Source organism: Streptomyces tirandamycinicus (assembly GCF_003097515.1).
GTDB classification, from domain to species: Bacteria; Actinomycetota; Actinomycetes; order Streptomycetales; family Streptomycetaceae; genus Streptomyces; species Streptomyces tirandamycinicus.
This window is the reverse complement of the sequence record NZ_CP029188.1, coordinates 6954401-6971881: the sequence shown is the minus strand read 5'-3', so window position 1 is coordinate 6971881 and position 17481 is coordinate 6954401. Positions and strand designations below refer to the sequence as shown.

The window sequence follows — 17481 nt, the reverse complement described above, 5'->3', positions numbered from 1 at the left end:
CTGTGGAATTCAAAGGGAGGGTGGCTGACCTGGATCTGCTGACTCGGCAGCTGGGCCTGGTGGTCGAGGGCGTGGGTGCTACCCGTGGACGGGCAGTGATCATGACCGGTCGGCGCCGGGTGGGGAAGTCTCGCCTGGTCCAGGAGTTCTGTGACCGGTCCCGGGTTCCGTACGTGGTCTTCCAGGCGACCCGGGGCCGCAATGCCGCGGCCGAGCGGGCGGACTTCACCGGGGCGGTCGCCCAGTCCGCCCTGCCGGGGGCGGAGTTGGTGGCCGGGCTGCAGGCCGCGGATTGGAATCAAGCGCTGCGTTCACTGGCCGTCGCGGTTCCGGACGACGCCCCGAGCATCGCGGTGATCGACGAGGTGCCGTGGCTGGTCGAGCAGGACACGGAGTTCGAGGGGGCACTGCAGACCGTCTGGGACCGTCACCTGTCCGCCAAGCCGGTCCTGCTCATCCTGGTCGGCAGCGACATGTCGGTGATGGAGGCGCTGCAGTCGTATGGCCGCCCGTTCTTCGGGCGGGCGGCGAAGATGACCGTACGGCCGCTGCACCTGGGCGATGTGCAGGCCATGACCGGGCTGGATGCAGCGGACGCGGTGGACGCGCTGCTGATCACGGGAGGCTTTCCGGAAATCGTCCAGTCGTGGCGGCCCGGGACGGGCCGGGCGGACTTCCTGCGCGAGGCGGTGGCGAATCCGCTGTCTCCGCTCCTGGTGGCGGGCGAGTTGTCGCTGCTGGGGGAGTTCCCCGAGGCGTCGCACTCGCGGGCGGTGCTGGAGGCGGTGGGCAGCGGCGAGCGGACCTTCTCCACCATCGCCGCACAGGCCGGGGGAACAGGTGCCCTGCCATCGGGCACGCTGTCCCCGCTGCTGAACACCCTGCAGGCCAAGCGGGTTCTGGCGGCCGACCTGCCGCTGTCCGCGAAGGCCGACACCAGGAACAAGCGCTACCGCGTCGCCGATCCGTATCTCCGTTTCTGGCTGGCCTTCCTGCAGCGGGGTATCCCACTCATCGAGCGCGGCCGGGGCGATCTCGCCCTGGAACGCATCGAGCGGTCCTGGACCACGTGGCGGGGGCGCGCGATCGAGCCGCTCGTCCGCGAGTCGCTGCTGCGGCTGCTGCCCGACGAGCGATGGCCGGGGACAGAGGCGGTCGGCGGCTGGTGGAACCGGCAGAACAACCCTGAGATCGACCTGGTCGCCACCGACCGTGAACCCGTGGCGGGCGCGGTGCACTTTGCCGGCTCCATCAAGTGGCTGGAGTCCCAGCCGTTCGGCCGCCGCGAATACGACGCCCTGGCTCGGGACGTACTCGCGGTGCCGGGTGCCGGGCGGGACACCCCGCTGGTCGCGGTGTCCCGCAGCGGTGTCGCCGGCAGTCTGCCGCTTGCGGCCCACTGGGGGCCCGAAGATCTGGTCCGCGCCTGGCAGTAGCGGAGAGACGGTGAGGCATGGGGTACGTGACTCAGGATGCCCACGCCCCCGGGCGAGGGGCCCGGTCAGCGCGCCACGGCCCCGGATATCGCGTGCAGCCGCAGCGCCAGCTGGATCTCCAGGGCACGGGCCGGCGACTGCCAGTCCTCGCCCAGGAGTCTGCCGATGCGTTCCAGCCGCTGGGCGACCGTGTTCACATGGACGTGCAGTGCGTCCTTGGTGCGGGCCGGGCTCATACCGCTGGCGAAGTAGGCGTCGAGGGTGCGCACCAGGTCCGTGCCGCGGCGCTCGTCGTAGCCGGCGACGGGTCCGATGGTGCGGTGGACGAAACCCTCGATGTCGCCGGTGTCGGCGAGCAGCAGCCCGAGGAATCCCAGGTCCGGTGCCGCGGCGCCTTCCCCGGAGCGGCCCAGTAGCCTCAGGGCCTCCACACAGCGCCGGGCCTCCGCGTAGGCCGCCGCGACCGAGCCGGGGGTTCCGGCGGGTGCCTCGACCGGTGCCGAGGCTCCGACGGTGACGGGCTCGCGGAGGGTGCCGCCGAGATGCTTCGCCGTCTGGCGGGCCAGCTCGGGCGCGCTGTCTCCGGGGCCCATGGGCAGCAGGAGCACCGTGCCTCCGTCGCGGGTCGCCGCCAGCCCGTGGCGGGTGGCCGCCAGATGCGAGGCCGCGGACCACAGGCGCTGGCGGTCGGCGGCGGCCCGGTCGCTGCCGCCGCCCGCCGGCGGGGCGTCGACGCGGGCGGCGAGCACGACGTGCGGGGCGTCCAGGTCGGCCCGGAGACGGGTGGCGCGCTCGCGCAGCAGGCGGGGGTCGCGTCCGGGGGCGTCCAGCAGGTCGTCCAGCAGTTCCCCGCGTACCCGCTGCTCGGCCTCACCGGCGGAGCGGCGGGCCAGCAGCAGCAGCGAGGTGACCATCGCCGCGCGTTCGAGGGTGCGCCGGTCGACGGGGTCCAGGCCGGGATGGCCGCGGAGCACGAGCGCGCCGAGGAGCTCCCCGCCGGCGGACACCGCGACGACCCAGTCGTCCGCGTGCCGTACGGCGTGGCCGTCGGCGCCGGAGAACTCCACGCCGGCCAGCGAGGGCGCGTCCGGTTCGGCGAACTCCACCGTGCCGTCGAGCACCTCGGACACGGCCCCGGCGACGTCGTGCACCCCGCCGCCGTGCAGGACCAGTTCGGTGAGCCGGTCGTGGACGCCCGAGGCGCGCTCGATGACGGCGCTGTGGTCGCGGATGATGGCGTTCGCCCGCTCCAGCTCCGCCAGCGCGTTCCGCGTCTCGGCCAGCAGGTTGGCGGTGTCGATGGCGACCGCGGCGTGGGCGGCGAAGGAGGCGAGCAGCGCCACCTGCTCCCGCTCGAACACCCGGGCGCGGCGGTCGGCGGCGAACAGCACGCCGATCACCTGGCTGCCCAGCATCAGCGGGACGCCGAGGATCGCGACGAGTCCTTCGTCGCGCACGCCGGAGTCGATGGCGCGGGTGTGCCGGAAGCGTTCGTCGTCGAAGTAGCTGTCGGTCACGTACGGCCGGGCGGTCTGGGCGACCAGTCCGCCGAGTCCCTCGCCCATGCCGAGCCGGAGCTGCTGGAAGCGGGCGGACACGGAGCCCTCGGTGACCCGCATATAGGTGTCTCCGGCCGCCGGGTCGTTGAGGCTGAGGTAGGCGACCTCCGTGCCGAGGAGGGAGCGGGCGCGCTGCACGATGGCCCGCAGTACGGCGTCGAGGTCGCGCAGCCCCGACAGGTCGTGCGCGGTCTCGAAGAGCGCGGACAGCTCCGCCTCGCGGCGGCGTCTGCCTTCGAGCTCGGCGCGGACCCGCAGGGCGAGCTGCTTGGCGTGCTCCAGGCCCGACAGCGTCTCGGGTCCGGCGCCGCCCGCCCGGGCCAGCAGCACGGGCCGGTCGTACGCCTCGGCGGGCGCGCCGCGTGCGAGGAGCTCCAGGTAGGAGGCCTGTTCGTGGGACATGGTCACAGGGATACCTGCCGTTCCGGGGGTCCCGCCAGCCCTGTGGACGACGGGACCCTGGTGGACCACTGCGTCAGCCGCCCCGCGCGGATCCACCGCTCCGGCCGGTTCGGTGCGCCGTCCAGCCGTCAGTGCGCCGTCCAGCCGCCGTCCAGGACGAGCGACGCACCGGTGACGAAGGACGCCTGCGGGGTGCAGAGGTACGCGACGGCCTCCGCCACCTCCTCCGGTTCGACGAGCCGTTTCAGGGCCGAGTCCTTCAGCAGGACCTCCGTGAGGACCCGCTCCTCCGGGATGCCGTGGGCGGCGGCCTGGTCCGCGATCTGCTTCTCGACCAGGGGGGTGCGCACATAGCCGGGGTTCACACAGTTCGAGGTGACCCCGTGGGCCGCGCCTTCCAGGGCCGCGGTCTTGGACAGTCCTTCCAGACCGTGTTTGGCGGCCACATAGGCGGACTTGTAGGCCGAGGCGCGGAGTCCGTGCACGGAGGACAGGTTGACGACGCGCCCCCAGCCCTGGGCGTACATCTGCGGGAGCGCGCCCCGGATCAGCCGGAACGGGGCCTCCAGCATCACGGTGAGCACGGTGTGGAAGACGTCCGGCGGGAACTCCTCGATGGGGCGGACGAGCTGCAGGCCCGCGTTGTTCACGAGCACGTCGGTGCCGGCGGCGGCCTGCTCCGCGGCGTCGAGGTCGGTCAGGTCCAGGACCAGGGGCTCCACGGCGCCCGGCAGGCCGAGGCCCTGGGACCGCCCGACGAGCGCGTCCAGGCCCGCCGCGTCCCGGTCGACGGCTCTGACCTTCGCTCCGGCCGCCGCGAGCCGCAGGGCGCAGGCGCGCCCGATCCCGCCCGCGGCACCGGTGACCAGGGCGGTGCGGCCGCCGAGGTCGAGGGAGACGGACGGCTTTCCGGCGGAGGGGACGGGATGGGGGGCGGGACCCGGGTTCATGGTCATGGTCCGCACCCTAGGGAGGGCCAGGACACCAACCGATGTGGTCAACGCCCATAGTTCACCCGGCAACCGTAGAGTCGAACCACGTCGGGCCGTCGATGAGCGCCTGCTTGATCCGGAACAGCGCGAACTCCTGGAGTTCGGGCAGCATGTCGACGGGGAACCATCCCACGTCCAGCGACTCCTCGTCGTTGACGCGTGCCTCGCCGCCCACCGCCCGGCAGCGCAGGCAGACGTCCATGAACTGGCACTGGTCGCCGTTGGGGTAGGTCACCGGCCGGGTGAACGTCTGGACGAGCACGACGCGCTCGGCGACGCAGCGTACGGCGGTCTCCTCGTACACCTCGCGCACCGCCGCCGCCGCGGGCTGCTCCCCCGGCTCGGGGATGCCGCCGATGATCGACCACCCGCCGGTGTCGGCGCGTCTTCCCAGGAGCACCCGGCCGGCGTCGTCGAAGACCACGGCACTGACCCCCGGCAGGAAGAGCAGCTGGTGACCGGCGGTCCTCCGGATCTCGCGGATGAAGTCGGGGATGCCCATGGACCGACCCTAACGGGCTGCGGCCCGGCGCTCCTTCGCACGGGTGCGGCCCGCCCAGCCCAGGGCGCCGAGCGCGAGTGCGGCGAGCGCGGCCTCGGGCAGTGCTCCCATACGGGTCGCGGGGGTCAGGGAGGAGCGCAGCGGCACCTCGGCGACCAGGGCGTCCGGGGTGAACATCCGGGTCTGCTGCTCGATCGTCCCGTCGGGCCGGATGATCGCGCTGACACCGCTGGTTACGGGCACGACGACGGCCCTGCTGTGCTCGACCGCCCGCACCTGCGACATCGCCAGCTGCTGGTAGGTCATCTCGCTGCGGCCGAAGGTGGCGTTGTTGCTGGGTACCGAGATGAGCCGGCCGCCGTGTGTGACGGTGTCCCGCACGGCCCAGTCGAAGGCCGCCTCGTAGCAGGTGGCGAGGCCCACCCTGGTGCCCGCGAGATCGAAGACGCCCACCCTGTCGCCGGGGCCGAAGTCGCGGCGGACCCGGTCCACGTCGGAGCTGAAGAGGCGGACGAACGGCCGCATGGGGATGTACTCGCCGAACGGCTGCACATGCCGCTTGTCGTAGGTGGCCACCGGCCCCTTCCCGGGCTCCCAGGCGATCAGGGTGTTGCGCAGCGGTCCGGTCTCGGGGGTGAGGACCGCCCCGATCACGGTCGGCGCCCCGACGGCCCTGACGGCGCGGTCGATCACGAGCCGTGCGTCGCCGTTGCGGTAGGGGTCGAGGTCCGAGGAGTTCTCCGGCCACAGCACGAAGTCCGGCTTGGGGACCCTGCCCGCGGCGACGTCCTCGGCGAGCTGCTCGGTGCGGGCCGCGTGGTTGTCGAGTACGGCCCGGCGCTGTGCGTTGAAGTCGAGGCCGAGCCTCGGCACGTTGCCCTGGATGGCCGCGACGGTCGCGGTGCCCTCCTCGGCGGAGGCGTCGACCAGGGGCAGCGCGGCGAGGGCGGCGGTGATCGGGAGCAGGACGGCGGTGGTGGCGGCGGCGAGCGGCCCGCGCGGAAGCCCCCCGGTCCGCCGGTACGCGCGGAGGCGGCGGGCCGTCTCGTACAGCCCGAAGCCGCACAGCGCGACCGCGAAGCCCAGCACGGGGGTGCCGCCCACCGCGGCGAGCGGCAGGAACACGCCCTCCGCCTGCCCGAAGGCGATCTTGCCCCAGGGGAAGCCGCCGAACGGCACCCGCGCGCGCAGTCCCTCGCCGAGGACCCATACGGCGGCCGCCCACACCGGCCACAGCGGCAGCCGCGACACCAGCGCGATCCCGACGCCGGTCACCGCGACGAACAGCGCCTCGACGGCGGCCAGGGCGAGCCACGGGACCGCGCCGACCTCCTCCCCCGTCCAGATCAGCAGCGGCAGCAGGAAGCCCAGACCCGCGAGGTGCCCGAGCCCGAACGCGGCCCGCGGCCGCCGCCCGTGGAGGCTCCAGCCGAGCAGGGCGAAGGCGGGGAGCGCCAGCCACCACAGCGGGCGCGGCGGGAAGCTCAGGAACAGCATGGCCCCGGACAGCACGGCCGCGGCGGGCCTGGTGAACCGCCGCAGCAGCGGGCGGGCCCGGCCGGAGGAGTCGGGCTCGGGCCGCCGGGTGCCGGCGGGAGTGATGGTGGCGCTCACGTGCCGGAGTCTACGGCGAGGCGGCCCGCGCCCGTCGGCGCCGCCGGCCGCTCCGGCGGGCGCGACGGGCGGGACGGGCGGCGGCCGGGACGGGCCCGTCCCCCGCGGGGTCGGCCCGCGCCGCAGGGGACGCACCCGGCGCGGAAGCAGGGGACGTACCCCCGCCGAGGGAGGAACGGACTCCGCCGTGGGTCAGGCGGCCGGGGCCGGTCCGGTGGTGGCTCCCGGCCGGAGGTGTTCGCGGATCACCCGGACCGCCGTCTCGGCGTCGTCGACCGTGACCGTGAAGGAGCGGCCGTCACCGAGGGTGAGCGCGATGCCCTCACCCCGGCGGACGATGACGGCGGTGCCCTGCTCGGGGCGCCAGCGGCAGCCCCAGCCGCCCCAGTGGCAGGGCGTGACCCTGGGGACGAACTCGGCTCGGACGACCTGGTCGAGCGGGATCCTGCGCCGGGGCACCCCCATGTGGCCGCAGCGCACCTCCATGGCGTCCCGGTCGACCCGCACCGCCACATGCACGAAGGCGAGGGTCCCGAAGAGCATCAGCAGCCCGGCGGCGACGCAGCCGATGACCGACATCAGCAGCGCCACGACGCCGGACGTCCACGGCTCGTCGACGGCGAGTTCGATGCCGAGGGCCATGCAGGCCGCTCCGGCGGCGGCCAGCACCCACTGGAGGCGGTTGGTCGCGCGACCGGTCCAGAGGGCGGGCGGTGGTTCTCCGGCCTGCCCCTTGTCACGGGGGTGGTCCGTCATGCCTCGCACAGTACCCACCTTCCGGTTCGGGGGCAGCGCCCGCTGCGGAGGTCCGCGGGGCCGGAGGCCCGGTCCCTCCGTGCGGTTCTGCCCAGGTCGCCGCCGGCGAACCCGGTCCGTCGGCGGGCGGCCGCTCAGTGCGCGGGCGTGACCGGTTTCACCGCTTCGAGCAGCCTGCCCTCGGCGTACGCCCGGGCCGCCGCGGGAAGCTCCGAGTCACGTCCGCTGAGCAGCACCGTGAGCCCGCCGTCCGGTGCGGCCGAGGGCGCGGGACGGGCACCCGCGCGCCGCAGCGCCTGGGTGGCGACGGCGACGGCGGAGCCGTGCAGCACGACCGGCGGGAGCCCTTCCGGGCGGCCTTCCGCCACGGCCGCGCGGATCCGCTCGGCGACGAGTTCGTAGTGGGTGCAGCCGAGGACGACGGCGCGTACGTCCGGAGGGGTGAGTGCGGCGGCGGCGGCCACGGCGTGGGCCACTCCCGCCTCGTCCGCCCACTGGACGGCGTCGGCGAGGCCGGGGCACGGCACCTCGGTGACCTGGGCCCCGTCGGCGAACTCCGCGATGAGCCGGCGCTGGTAGGGGCTGCCGGTGGTGAGCGGGGTGGCCCAGATGGCGACGCGGCCGCCACCGGCGGCCGCGGGCTTGATCGCGGGTACCGTCCCGACGACCGGCAGACCGGGTTCCAGTGCGGCGCGCAGGGCGGGGAGGGCGTGCACGGAGGCCGTGTTGCAGGCCACGATCAGCGCGTCGGGACGGTGTGCGGCCGCGGCCCCGGCGACGGTGAGGGCGCGCTCGGCGACGTCGTCCGGGGTCCGCGGGCCCCACGGCATGCCGTCGGGGTCGGAGGAGAGGACGAGATGCGCGTCGGGCCGCAACCGGCGCACCGCGGCGGCCGCCGCGAGGAGGCCGATTCCGGAGTCCATGAGCGCGATCTTCACCCGGTCACCCTAGCCGACCGCCCTTGCGGTCCCCGCTGTGTGGTGCAGACTGCGGCGAATGAGCCCCCTTGCGTGGATCGCCCTGACTTCCCTGGCCGCATGGCTGTGGCTGCTGCTCGGGCAGGGCTTCTTCTGGCGCACCGACCAGCGGCTGCCGCGGCGGACGGCGCCGGCGCACTGGCCGTCGGTGGTGATCGTCGTGCCGGCCAGGGACGAGGCCGGCGTACTGCCGGAGAGTCTGCCGTCGCTGCTGCGGCAGACCTATCCGGGCCGGGCGGCGGTGGTGCTCGTCGACGACGGCAGTACGGACGGCACCGGCGAACTGGCCCGCAAGCTGGGCGAGCAGTGCGAGGGGCTGCCGCTGACCGTGACCTCGCCGGGCGATCCGGAACCGGGGTGGACGGGCAAGCTGTGGGCGCTGCGGCACGGCATCGCCCTGGCCCGCACCCTCGGACCCGACTACCTGCTGCTCACCGACGCCGACATCGCGCACGAGCCGGACAGCCTGCGCGAACTCGTCGCGGCGGCGAAGACGAACGACCTGGATCTGGTGTCGCAGATGGCGCGCCTGCGGGTGGCGACGGGCTGGGAGCGCCTGGTCGTGCCCGCCTTCGTGTACTTCTTCGCCCAGCTCTACCCGTTCCGCTGGGTCAACCGGGAGCCCGCACGGGCCACGGCGGCGGCGGGCGGGTGTGTGCTGCTGCGCACGGCGGCGGCCGAACGCGCCGGGATCCCGGAGTCGGTGCGGTGTGCGGTGATCGACGACGTGGCGGTGGCACGGGCGGTGCGCCGGTCCGGCGGGCGGGTCTGGCTGGGGCTGGCCGAGCGGGTGGACAGCATCCGCCCCTACCCGCGGCTGGTGGATCTGTGGCGGATGGTGTCCCGGAGCGCCTACTCCCAGCTGCGGTACAGCCCGCTGCTGCTCGCGGGGACGGTCGCCGGTCTCGCGGTGGTCTACCTGGCGCCGCCCGTCGCGGTGTACGCCGCGGCGGTCCCGGGGGTTCCGGGATCCGCGGTGGCCGGCTGGGCGGGGCTCGTGGCGTGGGCGGTGATGGCGGGGACGTACGTCCCGATGCTCCGCTACTACCGGCAGACGCTGTGGCTCGCCCCGCTGCTGCCGTTCACCGCGCTGCTCTATCTGCTGATGACGGTGGACTCGGCCGTGCGGCACCGCCGGGGGCGGGGAGCGGCCTGGAAGGGGCGTACCTGTCCCCGTCCCGAGGCCGCACCCGACCGCTGACGCCCGGCGTAGCTCACTTCCTGCCGGGCGTCCAGTTCATGCCCCATCCGTAGGCGTAATCGACGGTGCGCTGGGGGCTCACTCCGCGTTCCGGCACCAGGTAGCGGGCCTCGCGCTGGACGACGAGGTCGCCGCCCTGGTTGGTGATCAGCGCGAGGGCGCAGACGGTGGACGGGACGGTGCACTCGTCCAGGGAGAACTCGACGGGGGCGCCGTGCTGCGGCTGGAGGGTGACGGTGGCGTGCAGATCGGCGAAGCTGCGGGCGCCCTCGTAGATGGTGACGAAGATGACCACGCGGCGCAGCTTGTCCCGGTGGTCGAGGTTGACGGTGAGGTTCTCGCCGGCGGCCACCGCGCCGGTGCGGTCGTCGCCGTCGAGGTGGATGTACGGGGGCTGGTGGAGTGCGCCGAACGCGTTGCCGAGGGCCTGGACGACTCCTTTGCGGCCGTCGGTGAGTTCGAAGAGCGCGCACAGGTCGAGGTCGAGGTCGGAGTGCATCGCCACGGCCCGGCCGAGTTTGGCTCCCCATCCCCTGAACTGCTTGCGCACCTCCCAGTTGAGGTTGACCCGCATCACGCCGGAGGTGCCGCCCTGTTTGGCGAGCGAGACGGCCGGCGCCTCCTTGGTCAGCGTGACCTTGGTGAGGCGTACCGGCCCGGTGGGTGGCGCCGGCGCGGGGGCGGGTGCCGCGGGCGCCGAGGTGTGCGCGGGTCCCGCCGGCGCGAGAGGCGTGGCAGGCCCCGGCGTGGAGGGGCCCGGCATGGCGGGAGCGGGGGGCGCCGGCGGCGGGGCCGCAGGCCCGGGTTCGTCGACCGTGATGCCGAAGTCGGTCGCGAGGCCCTCCAGCCCGCTGTCGTATCCCTGTCCCACCGCCCGGAACTTCCAGGCGCCGTCGCGCCGGTAGAGCTCGCCGAGGACGAAGGCCGTCTCGACCGTCGCGTCCCGGCTCTCGTAGCGCGCGATCTCGGTGCCGGCGGCGGCGTCCAGGACCCGTACGTACAGCCCCGGGACCTGTCCGAAGCTGCCTCCGTCGGCGGAGGCGGCGAGCACGATGCGCTCGACGGCGGGCTCGACGCGCCCGAGGTCGACCGCGATCCGGTCGGTCGTGGCACCGCCGGCGGCCTGCTTGCCCTCGTGGCGCACCGCGCCCGAGGCGTGCGCCGGCTGGTTGTAGAAGACGAAGTCGGCGTCGGAGCGGACCCTTCCCGATCCGGCGGCGAGCAGGAGCGCCGACGCGTCCACGTCCGGGACCCCGTTTCCCGAACTCCAGCCCAACTCGACCCGAACGCTCGGTGCGGGTACCGGAACATTGGCTCCTTTGAGCATGGACATCCTCGCCCCCATCTTCCTCGTGCCCGAAAGAAGTGCGTGCGGACAAGGTAGCCGCGGTGCCGCCCGAACACCCCGGACGACCCGGGGGTAACCCCTTCTCAGCTCGCTCTTTACACGCTCTGAACGGCGAGAGGCGACCGTTTTTCCCATGTTCGCTCGGATTGGGGAATCCCGGTCACCAAGTAACACGTCAAACAACCCTCTTATCGGGCTCCCCAACCAGCACATCGTGGGCTTAACTTATGTGCCATGACCTCCCCCCGCTCCACCTACGGCGGCGGTTACTACTCCGCGCCGTCCTTCCCCGACACCCCGATCTACGACTCCCTGGTCGCTGAGCGGGGCACGCCTCAGATCGCCCCGATCCGAGTGCCCTCCGCGTACGACACCGGCGGCAGCCACCTGCCGGCGCTGCCCGCGGCCCTGCCCGCCCTCCCGGCGGCCCCCGTCCAGCCCGGCCCGGCCTACGGCTACCCCCAGCACGTGCCGCAACCGGTTCCGCTGCAGCAGGCGGCTGCCCCGTACATCCCCCAGCAGCCCGTCGGCCCGCGCGGCTACCCGGGCGGCCAGCAGCAGCACATGGCCCGCCCGATGGCGGGCGGGTACGAGGCGATGCGCCCGGCCGCTGCGCCGCGGCCGATGCCCGCGCCCGCCCCCTACGACGATCCCTACAACCGGCCGTACCAGGGCGGTGGCTACTGAGTCCGGCCCGACCGGCCCGACCGGCCTGACCGGCGGAAGGTGCGGAGCACCTGGCAGGATGGCCGTATGGCGACTCCCGTGCTGCGCTCCCTCCACGTCCACCCGGTCAAGTCCGTCGCCGGCCACGCACCGGCCGAGGCCGCCGTGGAGCCCTGGGGACTCGCGGGCGACCGCCGGTGGATGCTCGTCGACGCGGCGGGCCGGGCCGTCACCCAACGCCAGCAGCCGCGACTGGCGTTGGCCGCCGCCGCGCCCCTCGCGGACGACGCCGTCCGGCTGACCGCACCCGGCGCGGCACCGCTGACCGTGACGGTGCCCGAGCCGTCCGGCACCACCGTCGTGGAGCTCTTCGGGGAGAAGGTGGAGGCGGTGCCCGCGGGTGCCGCCTCCGACCGGTGGTTCAGCGCGTACCTGGCGGCACCGGTCCGGCTGGTGCACCTCGACGACCCCGCGTACCGCCGCCCCGTGGACCCGGACTACGCGCTGCCGGGCGAGACGGTGTCGTTCGCCGACGGCTTCCCGCTGCTGCTCGCGTCCGCCGCCTCCCTCGACGCGCTCAACTCGCTCATCGCCCAGGGCGACCACGCGGACGAGGGCCCGCTGCCGATGAATCGTTTCCGTCCCAATCTGGTCGTGGACGGTACCGCCCCGTGGGCCGAGGACGGCTGGAGGCGCGTCGCGGTCGGCGAGGTGTCCTTCCGGGTCGTCAAGCCCTGCGGCCGCTGCGTCGTCACGACCACCGACCAGGCCACGGCCGATCGCGGGAAGGAGCCGCTGCGCACCCTCGCCCGGCACCGGCGCTTCGGGGACCGGCTGGTCTTCGGCCAGAACCTGGTGCCCGAGCACACCGGGACCGTCCGCGTCGGCGACCCGGTGCGCGTCCTGGCCTGAGCGCGGCGGCACGGGGCGGGGGACCAGGGCCACGGGGAACCAGGACCACGGGAACCAGGACCACGGGAACCAGGACCGCGAGACGCCGGAAGCCGCTCCCGGCCGGGACCACGGGCGCGTGCGGCCGACCGGTCAACCCCCGGTTCCCCCGCACGCTACGGTGGTGCGACGCGCGGCACGGGCGCGACCGACGCACGAGGTGGGGGCAGATCAGCACCATGGCACAGGGCACGGTCCAGGTGACGCACTCCGGCACATCGCGGTGGCGGCGCCGCACGGGTGAGTACGCCTCCCTCGCCGCGGCCCTGGAGGCGGCGGCCGACGGCGACGTCCTCACCGTCTCACCCGGCACGTACCGGGAGAACCTCGTACTGCGGCGTGCCGTGACCCTGCGCGGGACGGACGGCTCGGCCGGATCGGTGCGCATCGCCCCCTCGGACGGGGTGCCGCTGACGGTTCGCGCATCGGCGACCGTACAGGACCTGCACGTCGAGGGGCAGGACGCCACCGCGCCGGCGCTGCTCGTCGAGGACGGCGCCCCCGAGTTGACCGATCTGCGGATCGTGACGCGCTCGGCGGCGGGCATCGAGGTCCGCGGGGCGGCCCGCCCCACGGTGCGGCGCTGCACGGTGGACAATCCGGCCGGCGTCGGGATCGGCGTACTGGACGGCGCGGGCGGGGTGTTCGAGGAGTGCGAGGTCGTCGCCGCCGGGCAGGCCGGGGTGTCGGTGCGCGGCGGCGCGCACCCGCGGCTGGAGCGCTGCCAGGTGCACCACGCCTCCGGCTCCGGGCTGAGCGTCACCGGCGAGAACAGCTCCCTGGAGGCGCTCGGCTGCGAGGTGTACGAGATCAAGGGCGCCGGCGTGCAGGTCACGTCCCGTGCGACGGCCCATCTGACGGACTCTCGGGTGCACCGCACCTCCTCCGACGGCATCACGCTCGACACGGACGCGGTGCTCACCCTCGCCGACTGCGACATCCACGACGTGCCGGAGAACGCGGTGGACCTCCGGTCCCGCTCGGTGCTCACGCTCACCCGCTCCACGGTGCGGCGGTTCGGCCGCAACGGTCTCTCGGTGTGGGACCCGGGGACCCGGGTGGACGCCAACCAGTGCGAGATCCACGACAGCACGGGCGACTACCCGGCCGTCTGGGTCAGCGACGGCGCGACCGCCGTGCTCGACTCCTGCCGGGTGCACGACGTCCCGGACGCCCTGTTCGTGCTGGATCGCGGCTCGCGTGCCGACGTGGTCGACAGCGATCTGACCCAGGTGCGGAACACGGCCGTGTCCGTCAGCGACGGGGCCACGGCCCAGCTCGACGACTGCCGCATCCGGGACGCCTCGACGGGTGCCTGGTTCCGCGACCACGGGAGCGGCGGCACGCTCGGCAACTGCACCATCGACGGCGCCCAGACGGGCGTCATCGTCACCAAGGGCGCGGACCCGTCGATCGAGCGGTGCACGGTGACCTCCCCGGCCGAGGCCGGGTTCTACGTCTCCGCCGAGGGCCGGGGCACCTTCCACGACTGCCGGGTCTCCGGCAGCGGCGGATACGGCTTCCACGTCATGGACGGCTGCCGTACGACCCTGACGCGCTGCCGCACGGAGCGGTGCGCGCGCGGCGGTTACGAGTACCCCGAGGACGGCACCGCCGTCGAGGACTGCACCAGCGACGAGAGCGGTGTGCGCTCGGCACCGCCCGCGGCGGCTCCGGTGGTGGCCACCGCCACCCAGTCGCCCGGGCTGCTGTCCGTGATCCCCGGGCAGCGGACCGCCGAGCCCGATCTCGCCGCCGCCCCGGCGGCCCCGGCGGCCGCGCCGGCCGTCAGGACGTCCGAAGCGGTCCTCGGTGAACTGGACGCCCTGGTGGGCCTGGAGAGCGTCAAGCGCGAGGTCCGGACGCTCACCAACATGATCGAGGTGGGCCGGCGCCGGCAGGAGGCGGGTCTCAAGGCCGCGTCGGTCCGCCGCCATCTGGTCTTCACCGGCTCCCCCGGCACCGGCAAGACGACGGTGGCACGGCTGTACGGCGAGATCCTGGCGTCCCTCGGGGTGCTGGAGCGCGGCCATCTCGTCGAGGTGTCCCGGGTCGACCTGGTCGGCGAGCACATCGGATCCACCGCGATCCGCACCCAGGAAGCCTTCGAACGGGCCCGCGGCGGCGTGCTGTTCATCGACGAGGCGTACGCCCTCTCCCCGGAGGACTCCGGCCGGGACTTCGGCCGGGAGGCCATCGACACGCTGGTGAAGCTCATGGAGGACCACCGGGACGCCGTGGTCGTGATCGTCGCCGGGTACACCGCGGAGATGGAGCGGTTCCTCACGGTCAACCCCGGTGTCGCCTCACGCTTCTCACGGACCATCACCTTCAGCGACTACCTGCCGGACGAGCTGCTGCGGATCGTGGAGCAGCAGGCCGAGGAGCACGAGTACCGGCTGGCCGAGGGCACCGCCGAGGCGCTGGCGAAGTACTTCACGGCACTGCCGAAGGGCCCGGCGTTCGGCAACGGCCGGACCGCGCGCCAGACCTTCGAGTCGATGGTCGAGCGGCACGCGGGCCGGGTCGCCGAGCTCACCGAGCCGAGCACGGACGACCTGTCGCTGCTCTACCCGGAGGACCTGCCCGAACTCCCCTGAGGCGGGGCGTCGACGTCGCGCTGGCGGGGCAGCGCGGGCGGCAGCCGTTCCAGGAGGGCCCGGCGTTCCTCGGCGAACGCCGGGTCGGCCGGGTAGTCGGAGTGCCCGAGGACGGGCTCCGGCAGCGGATGGGTGTCGGTGCGCCCGTACACCACGGGGTCCCTGAGCGCTTCCCGGTCGACCGCGGGCCTGCCGTCCTCGGCGGGGAGCCGGACCGGGCCGCCTATCGGGTCGGTGTGCCGCCACAGATTGCGCCAGCAGTGCAGTTCCCGGTGCAGCCCGCGCAACTGCTCGGGACCGAAGTAGGCGGGGAACCAGCGGCCGTAGAGCCGCTCCAGCGGTGAGCCGAAGGTGAGCAGGGCGACGCGCCGGCGGGTGGCCGGGGGCAGCTGCCAGACCGCGGCGGCGGCCAGCACACTGCCCTGCGAGTGACCGGAGATCACGAGCCGTCCGCCGGTGGTGGAGGTCCAGGACGCCATGCGCCAGGTCAGATCGGGCACGGCCCTTTCCGCGTAGCAGGGCGGTGCGAAGGGGTGGGCGGCGCGGGGCCAGAAGGTGCCGACGTCCCAGAGGATCCCGATGGTGCGGCGGGCCGAAGCGTCCTGGTAGGCGCGCCGGCCCCAGGTGACGAAGAGGATGAAGCCCAGTCCGACCAGCCAGGAGCCGAGGGCCTGCGCGGTGTCGGCGGCGGCCTCGACAAGCGGATGGGCCCTGTCGAACGCCTCGCCGGGCACCTCCGCGCTGATCCACGCCCCGGCGACCGCGCCCGCGCCGAGCAGCAGCGTCGCCAGGCACAGGATGCCGATGACGGCCGGTGCGGCGTCGGTGAGACCCGCGCGGGCGCGGATGCTCGCGATCCGGCGGGTACGCACCCGATCGGGCCGCTCGTCCGGGTAGTCCCGCTCGACCCGGTCGCCGAGGGCGCGCGCGGTCCGCCAGGTGCGTACCCCGAGGACGCACAGCGGCACCAGGAGGAGCAGCAGCAGGACGGGGATGACCGACGCCTGCCAGCTGAGCAGCACCGGCGGACCGGGGATCGCGCCTCCCCCTTCCCCCGGGGTGCCCGATCCGTCGAGCCAGTCGGCGACCCGCTGGGCGACACCGCCCGTCATCACGCCCCCGAGCGCGCAGGCGAGCAGGGCGACCGCGGGCCCACCCAGACCGCGCAGAGCGGTACGGCCGTGCCGTACGCGGAGGTGCAGCACGCCCGCGGCGACGGCGAGCACGACGACGAGGCCCCCCTGGGCGACGGCGATGACGCGGAAGGCCTCCTCACCGGGGAGCGTGCCCCGGGAGACCCAGCCCGGGCGGGACCAGGACGCGTACACCGTCGCGACGGAGAGCAGGACGAGCGAGACACCGGGCAGCCGGCTGACGACGGCTCGGTCGATCCGGTTGTCGAGGACGTCCTCACTGCGTCCTCGGCGGAGGACGACGGCGACGACGAGGGCGCCGGCCAGGACCAGCACCCCTTCGAGGAGCCACCCGGCCGCCTCCAGCGCACGGACACCGGCGCTCCGGTCGTGCCGCGCGGCAGCGCCGGTCACGGCGGCGGCGATGACCAGCAACCCCGCGGCGGTGTGCGCCGCGCGCAGCCGGGCGACCAGCCGGCGGCCGTACCAGAAGCCGGGCCGCCCGAGCGCGGGCCGGACGGTCACCGGGGAATCGGCGTCCCGCTCACCGCTCCCCCCGGGGCCGTCGGCTGCCGTCCGCGCGTGCGTGACGGTGGGGTCCGGCGGACGCTGCGCCTCGTACGCGCTCCACGTGCGGTTGGACAGGTACCAGAGCAGGCCCACCAGCGCCGCCGGCACCAGTGCGGCGAGGGAGAGCCGGCGGCCGGGCTGCGACCACCAGCCGTCGTTCGCGGCGGAGAGGAAGCCGATCCAGGAACTCTCCCGGGAGCAGCGGGCGGACCCCGCGCACTGCCAGGCCGTCAGGTCGAGGGCGACCTCGCAGGCCGCGGCGGTGAACAGCACCGTCAGGCTGAGGGCGATCAGCCTGACGAGCGCGCCGTACAGCCGTGAGGTCCGCGTCCTGCCCGTGGTGGCGGGCCGCATCCAGTGGGCCAGGTTGACGACCATGAACGGGAGCAGGAGCAGCCACAGCGCCCTGGCCCCGTCGCCCGAGGTGAGGTTGGACCAGCAGTACGCCTCGGGGACCGGCCCCTTGCGGCCGCGCGCGCGGTCGGGGCGGAGCTCGGCGTCGGCGTCCTCGGTTCGCCGGTACACGGCGGCGGTGGCATCACCGGTGACCCGCACCGTACGCGGATCGCCGAGCATGCCCTGGGGGGTGGCTCCGCCGACGCCGTGGACCAGCAGCTCGAGGGCCGGGCCGCCGGGCTGCGGCAGGGGGCCGGACGTGGCAGGGGACACTCTGCGGCTCGCTCTCTGCAGGCGGGATCGAGGCGGCGGGGGCTCTCCGGCGCCCGGAATCCCGGTTCACGGCGCGCGGCCGCGCGCCCCTGCACGTAATCTCCC

13 protein-coding genes are annotated in these 17481 nt (G+C 74.3%); 5 read left to right on the top strand and 8 right to left on the bottom strand.

The features are described from left to right. Positions 1-2 precede the first annotated feature (2 nt). Complete coding sequence (locus DDW44_RS30065; protein WP_108908460.1) at positions 3-1436, top strand: ATP-binding protein; 1434 nt, start codon at positions 3-5, stop codon at positions 1434-1436. Between the two features lie 65 nt (positions 1437-1501). Here the strand turns inward: DDW44_RS30065 and DDW44_RS30060 are convergent, their stop codons facing one another. The 6 genes from DDW44_RS30060 to DDW44_RS30030 form a co-directional block, all read right to left on the bottom strand. Continuing rightward, on the bottom strand, positions 1502-3397 hold the full coding sequence (locus DDW44_RS30060; RefSeq protein ID WP_026281877.1) for a helix-turn-helix domain-containing protein: 1896 nt from the start codon (positions 3395-3397) through the stop codon (positions 1502-1504). Between the two features lie 128 nt (positions 3398-3525). Beyond that, on the bottom strand, positions 3526-4353 hold the full coding sequence (locus DDW44_RS30055) for a 3-hydroxybutyrate dehydrogenase (RefSeq protein WP_018891232.1): 828 nt from the start codon (positions 4351-4353) through the stop codon (positions 3526-3528). Between the two features lie 55 nt (positions 4354-4408). Beyond that, a complete protein-coding gene (locus DDW44_RS30050; protein WP_108908459.1) occupies positions 4409-4891 on the bottom strand; it encodes an NUDIX hydrolase in 483 nt (160 codons plus the stop codon). A gap of 9 nt (positions 4892-4900) precedes the next feature. Further along, the gene (lnt, locus tag DDW44_RS30045) at positions 4901-6505 is read right to left on the bottom strand and encodes an apolipoprotein N-acyltransferase (protein WP_108908458.1); all 1605 of its coding nucleotides are present in this window, start codon (positions 6503-6505) and stop codon (positions 4901-4903) included. A gap of 192 nt (positions 6506-6697) precedes the next feature. Further along, positions 6698-7261 carry a hypothetical protein gene (locus DDW44_RS30035; RefSeq protein WP_027732898.1) on the bottom strand — a complete coding sequence of 188 codons (564 nt, stop codon included), beginning with the start codon at positions 7259-7261 and terminating at the stop codon, positions 6698-6700. Positions 7262-7395: 134 nt separating this feature from the next. Continuing rightward, entirely contained in the window at positions 7396-8199 is an 804-nt protein-coding gene (locus DDW44_RS30030) for a glutamate racemase (RefSeq protein WP_108908457.1), read from the bottom strand. A 58-nt stretch (positions 8200-8257) separates the two neighbouring features. Between DDW44_RS30030 and DDW44_RS30025 the strand changes: the two genes are divergently transcribed. Then, a complete protein-coding gene (locus DDW44_RS30025) occupies positions 8258-9439 on the top strand; it encodes a glycosyltransferase (RefSeq protein WP_018891228.1) in 1182 nt (393 codons plus the stop codon). Positions 9440-9452: 13 nt separating this feature from the next. Here DDW44_RS30025 and DDW44_RS30020 read toward each other — a convergent pair whose 3' ends face one another. After that, positions 9453-10772: a TerD family protein gene (locus DDW44_RS30020; protein ID WP_240800657.1), complete on the bottom strand. Its 1320-nt coding sequence runs from the start codon at positions 10770-10772 to the stop codon at positions 9453-9455. 249 nt (positions 10773-11021) lie between these two features. Between DDW44_RS30020 and DDW44_RS30015 the strand changes: the two genes are divergently transcribed. The 3 genes from DDW44_RS30015 (at position 11022) to DDW44_RS30005 (ending at position 15004) form a co-directional block, all read left to right on the top strand. After that, on the top strand, positions 11022-11474 hold the full coding sequence (locus DDW44_RS30015; protein WP_108908455.1) for a DUF6643 family protein: 453 nt from the start codon (positions 11022-11024) through the stop codon (positions 11472-11474). A 66-nt stretch (positions 11475-11540) separates the two neighbouring features. Continuing rightward, complete coding sequence (locus DDW44_RS30010) at positions 11541-12365, top strand: MOSC domain-containing protein (RefSeq protein ID WP_108908454.1); 825 nt, start codon at positions 11541-11543, stop codon at positions 12363-12365. Between the two features lie 218 nt (positions 12366-12583). After that, entirely contained in the window at positions 12584-15004 is a 2421-nt protein-coding gene (locus DDW44_RS30005) for a right-handed parallel beta-helix repeat-containing protein (protein ID WP_018891225.1), read from the top strand. On the opposite strand, the gene DDW44_RS30000 is transcribed toward DDW44_RS30005, so the two are convergent. Beyond that, a complete protein-coding gene (locus tag DDW44_RS30000) occupies positions 14974-17376 on the bottom strand; it encodes a hypothetical protein (RefSeq protein WP_108908453.1) in 2403 nt (800 codons plus the stop codon). The two genes, DDW44_RS30005 and DDW44_RS30000, sit on opposite strands and share 31 nt — an antisense overlap. Between the last annotated feature and the right edge of the window lie 105 nt (positions 17377-17481).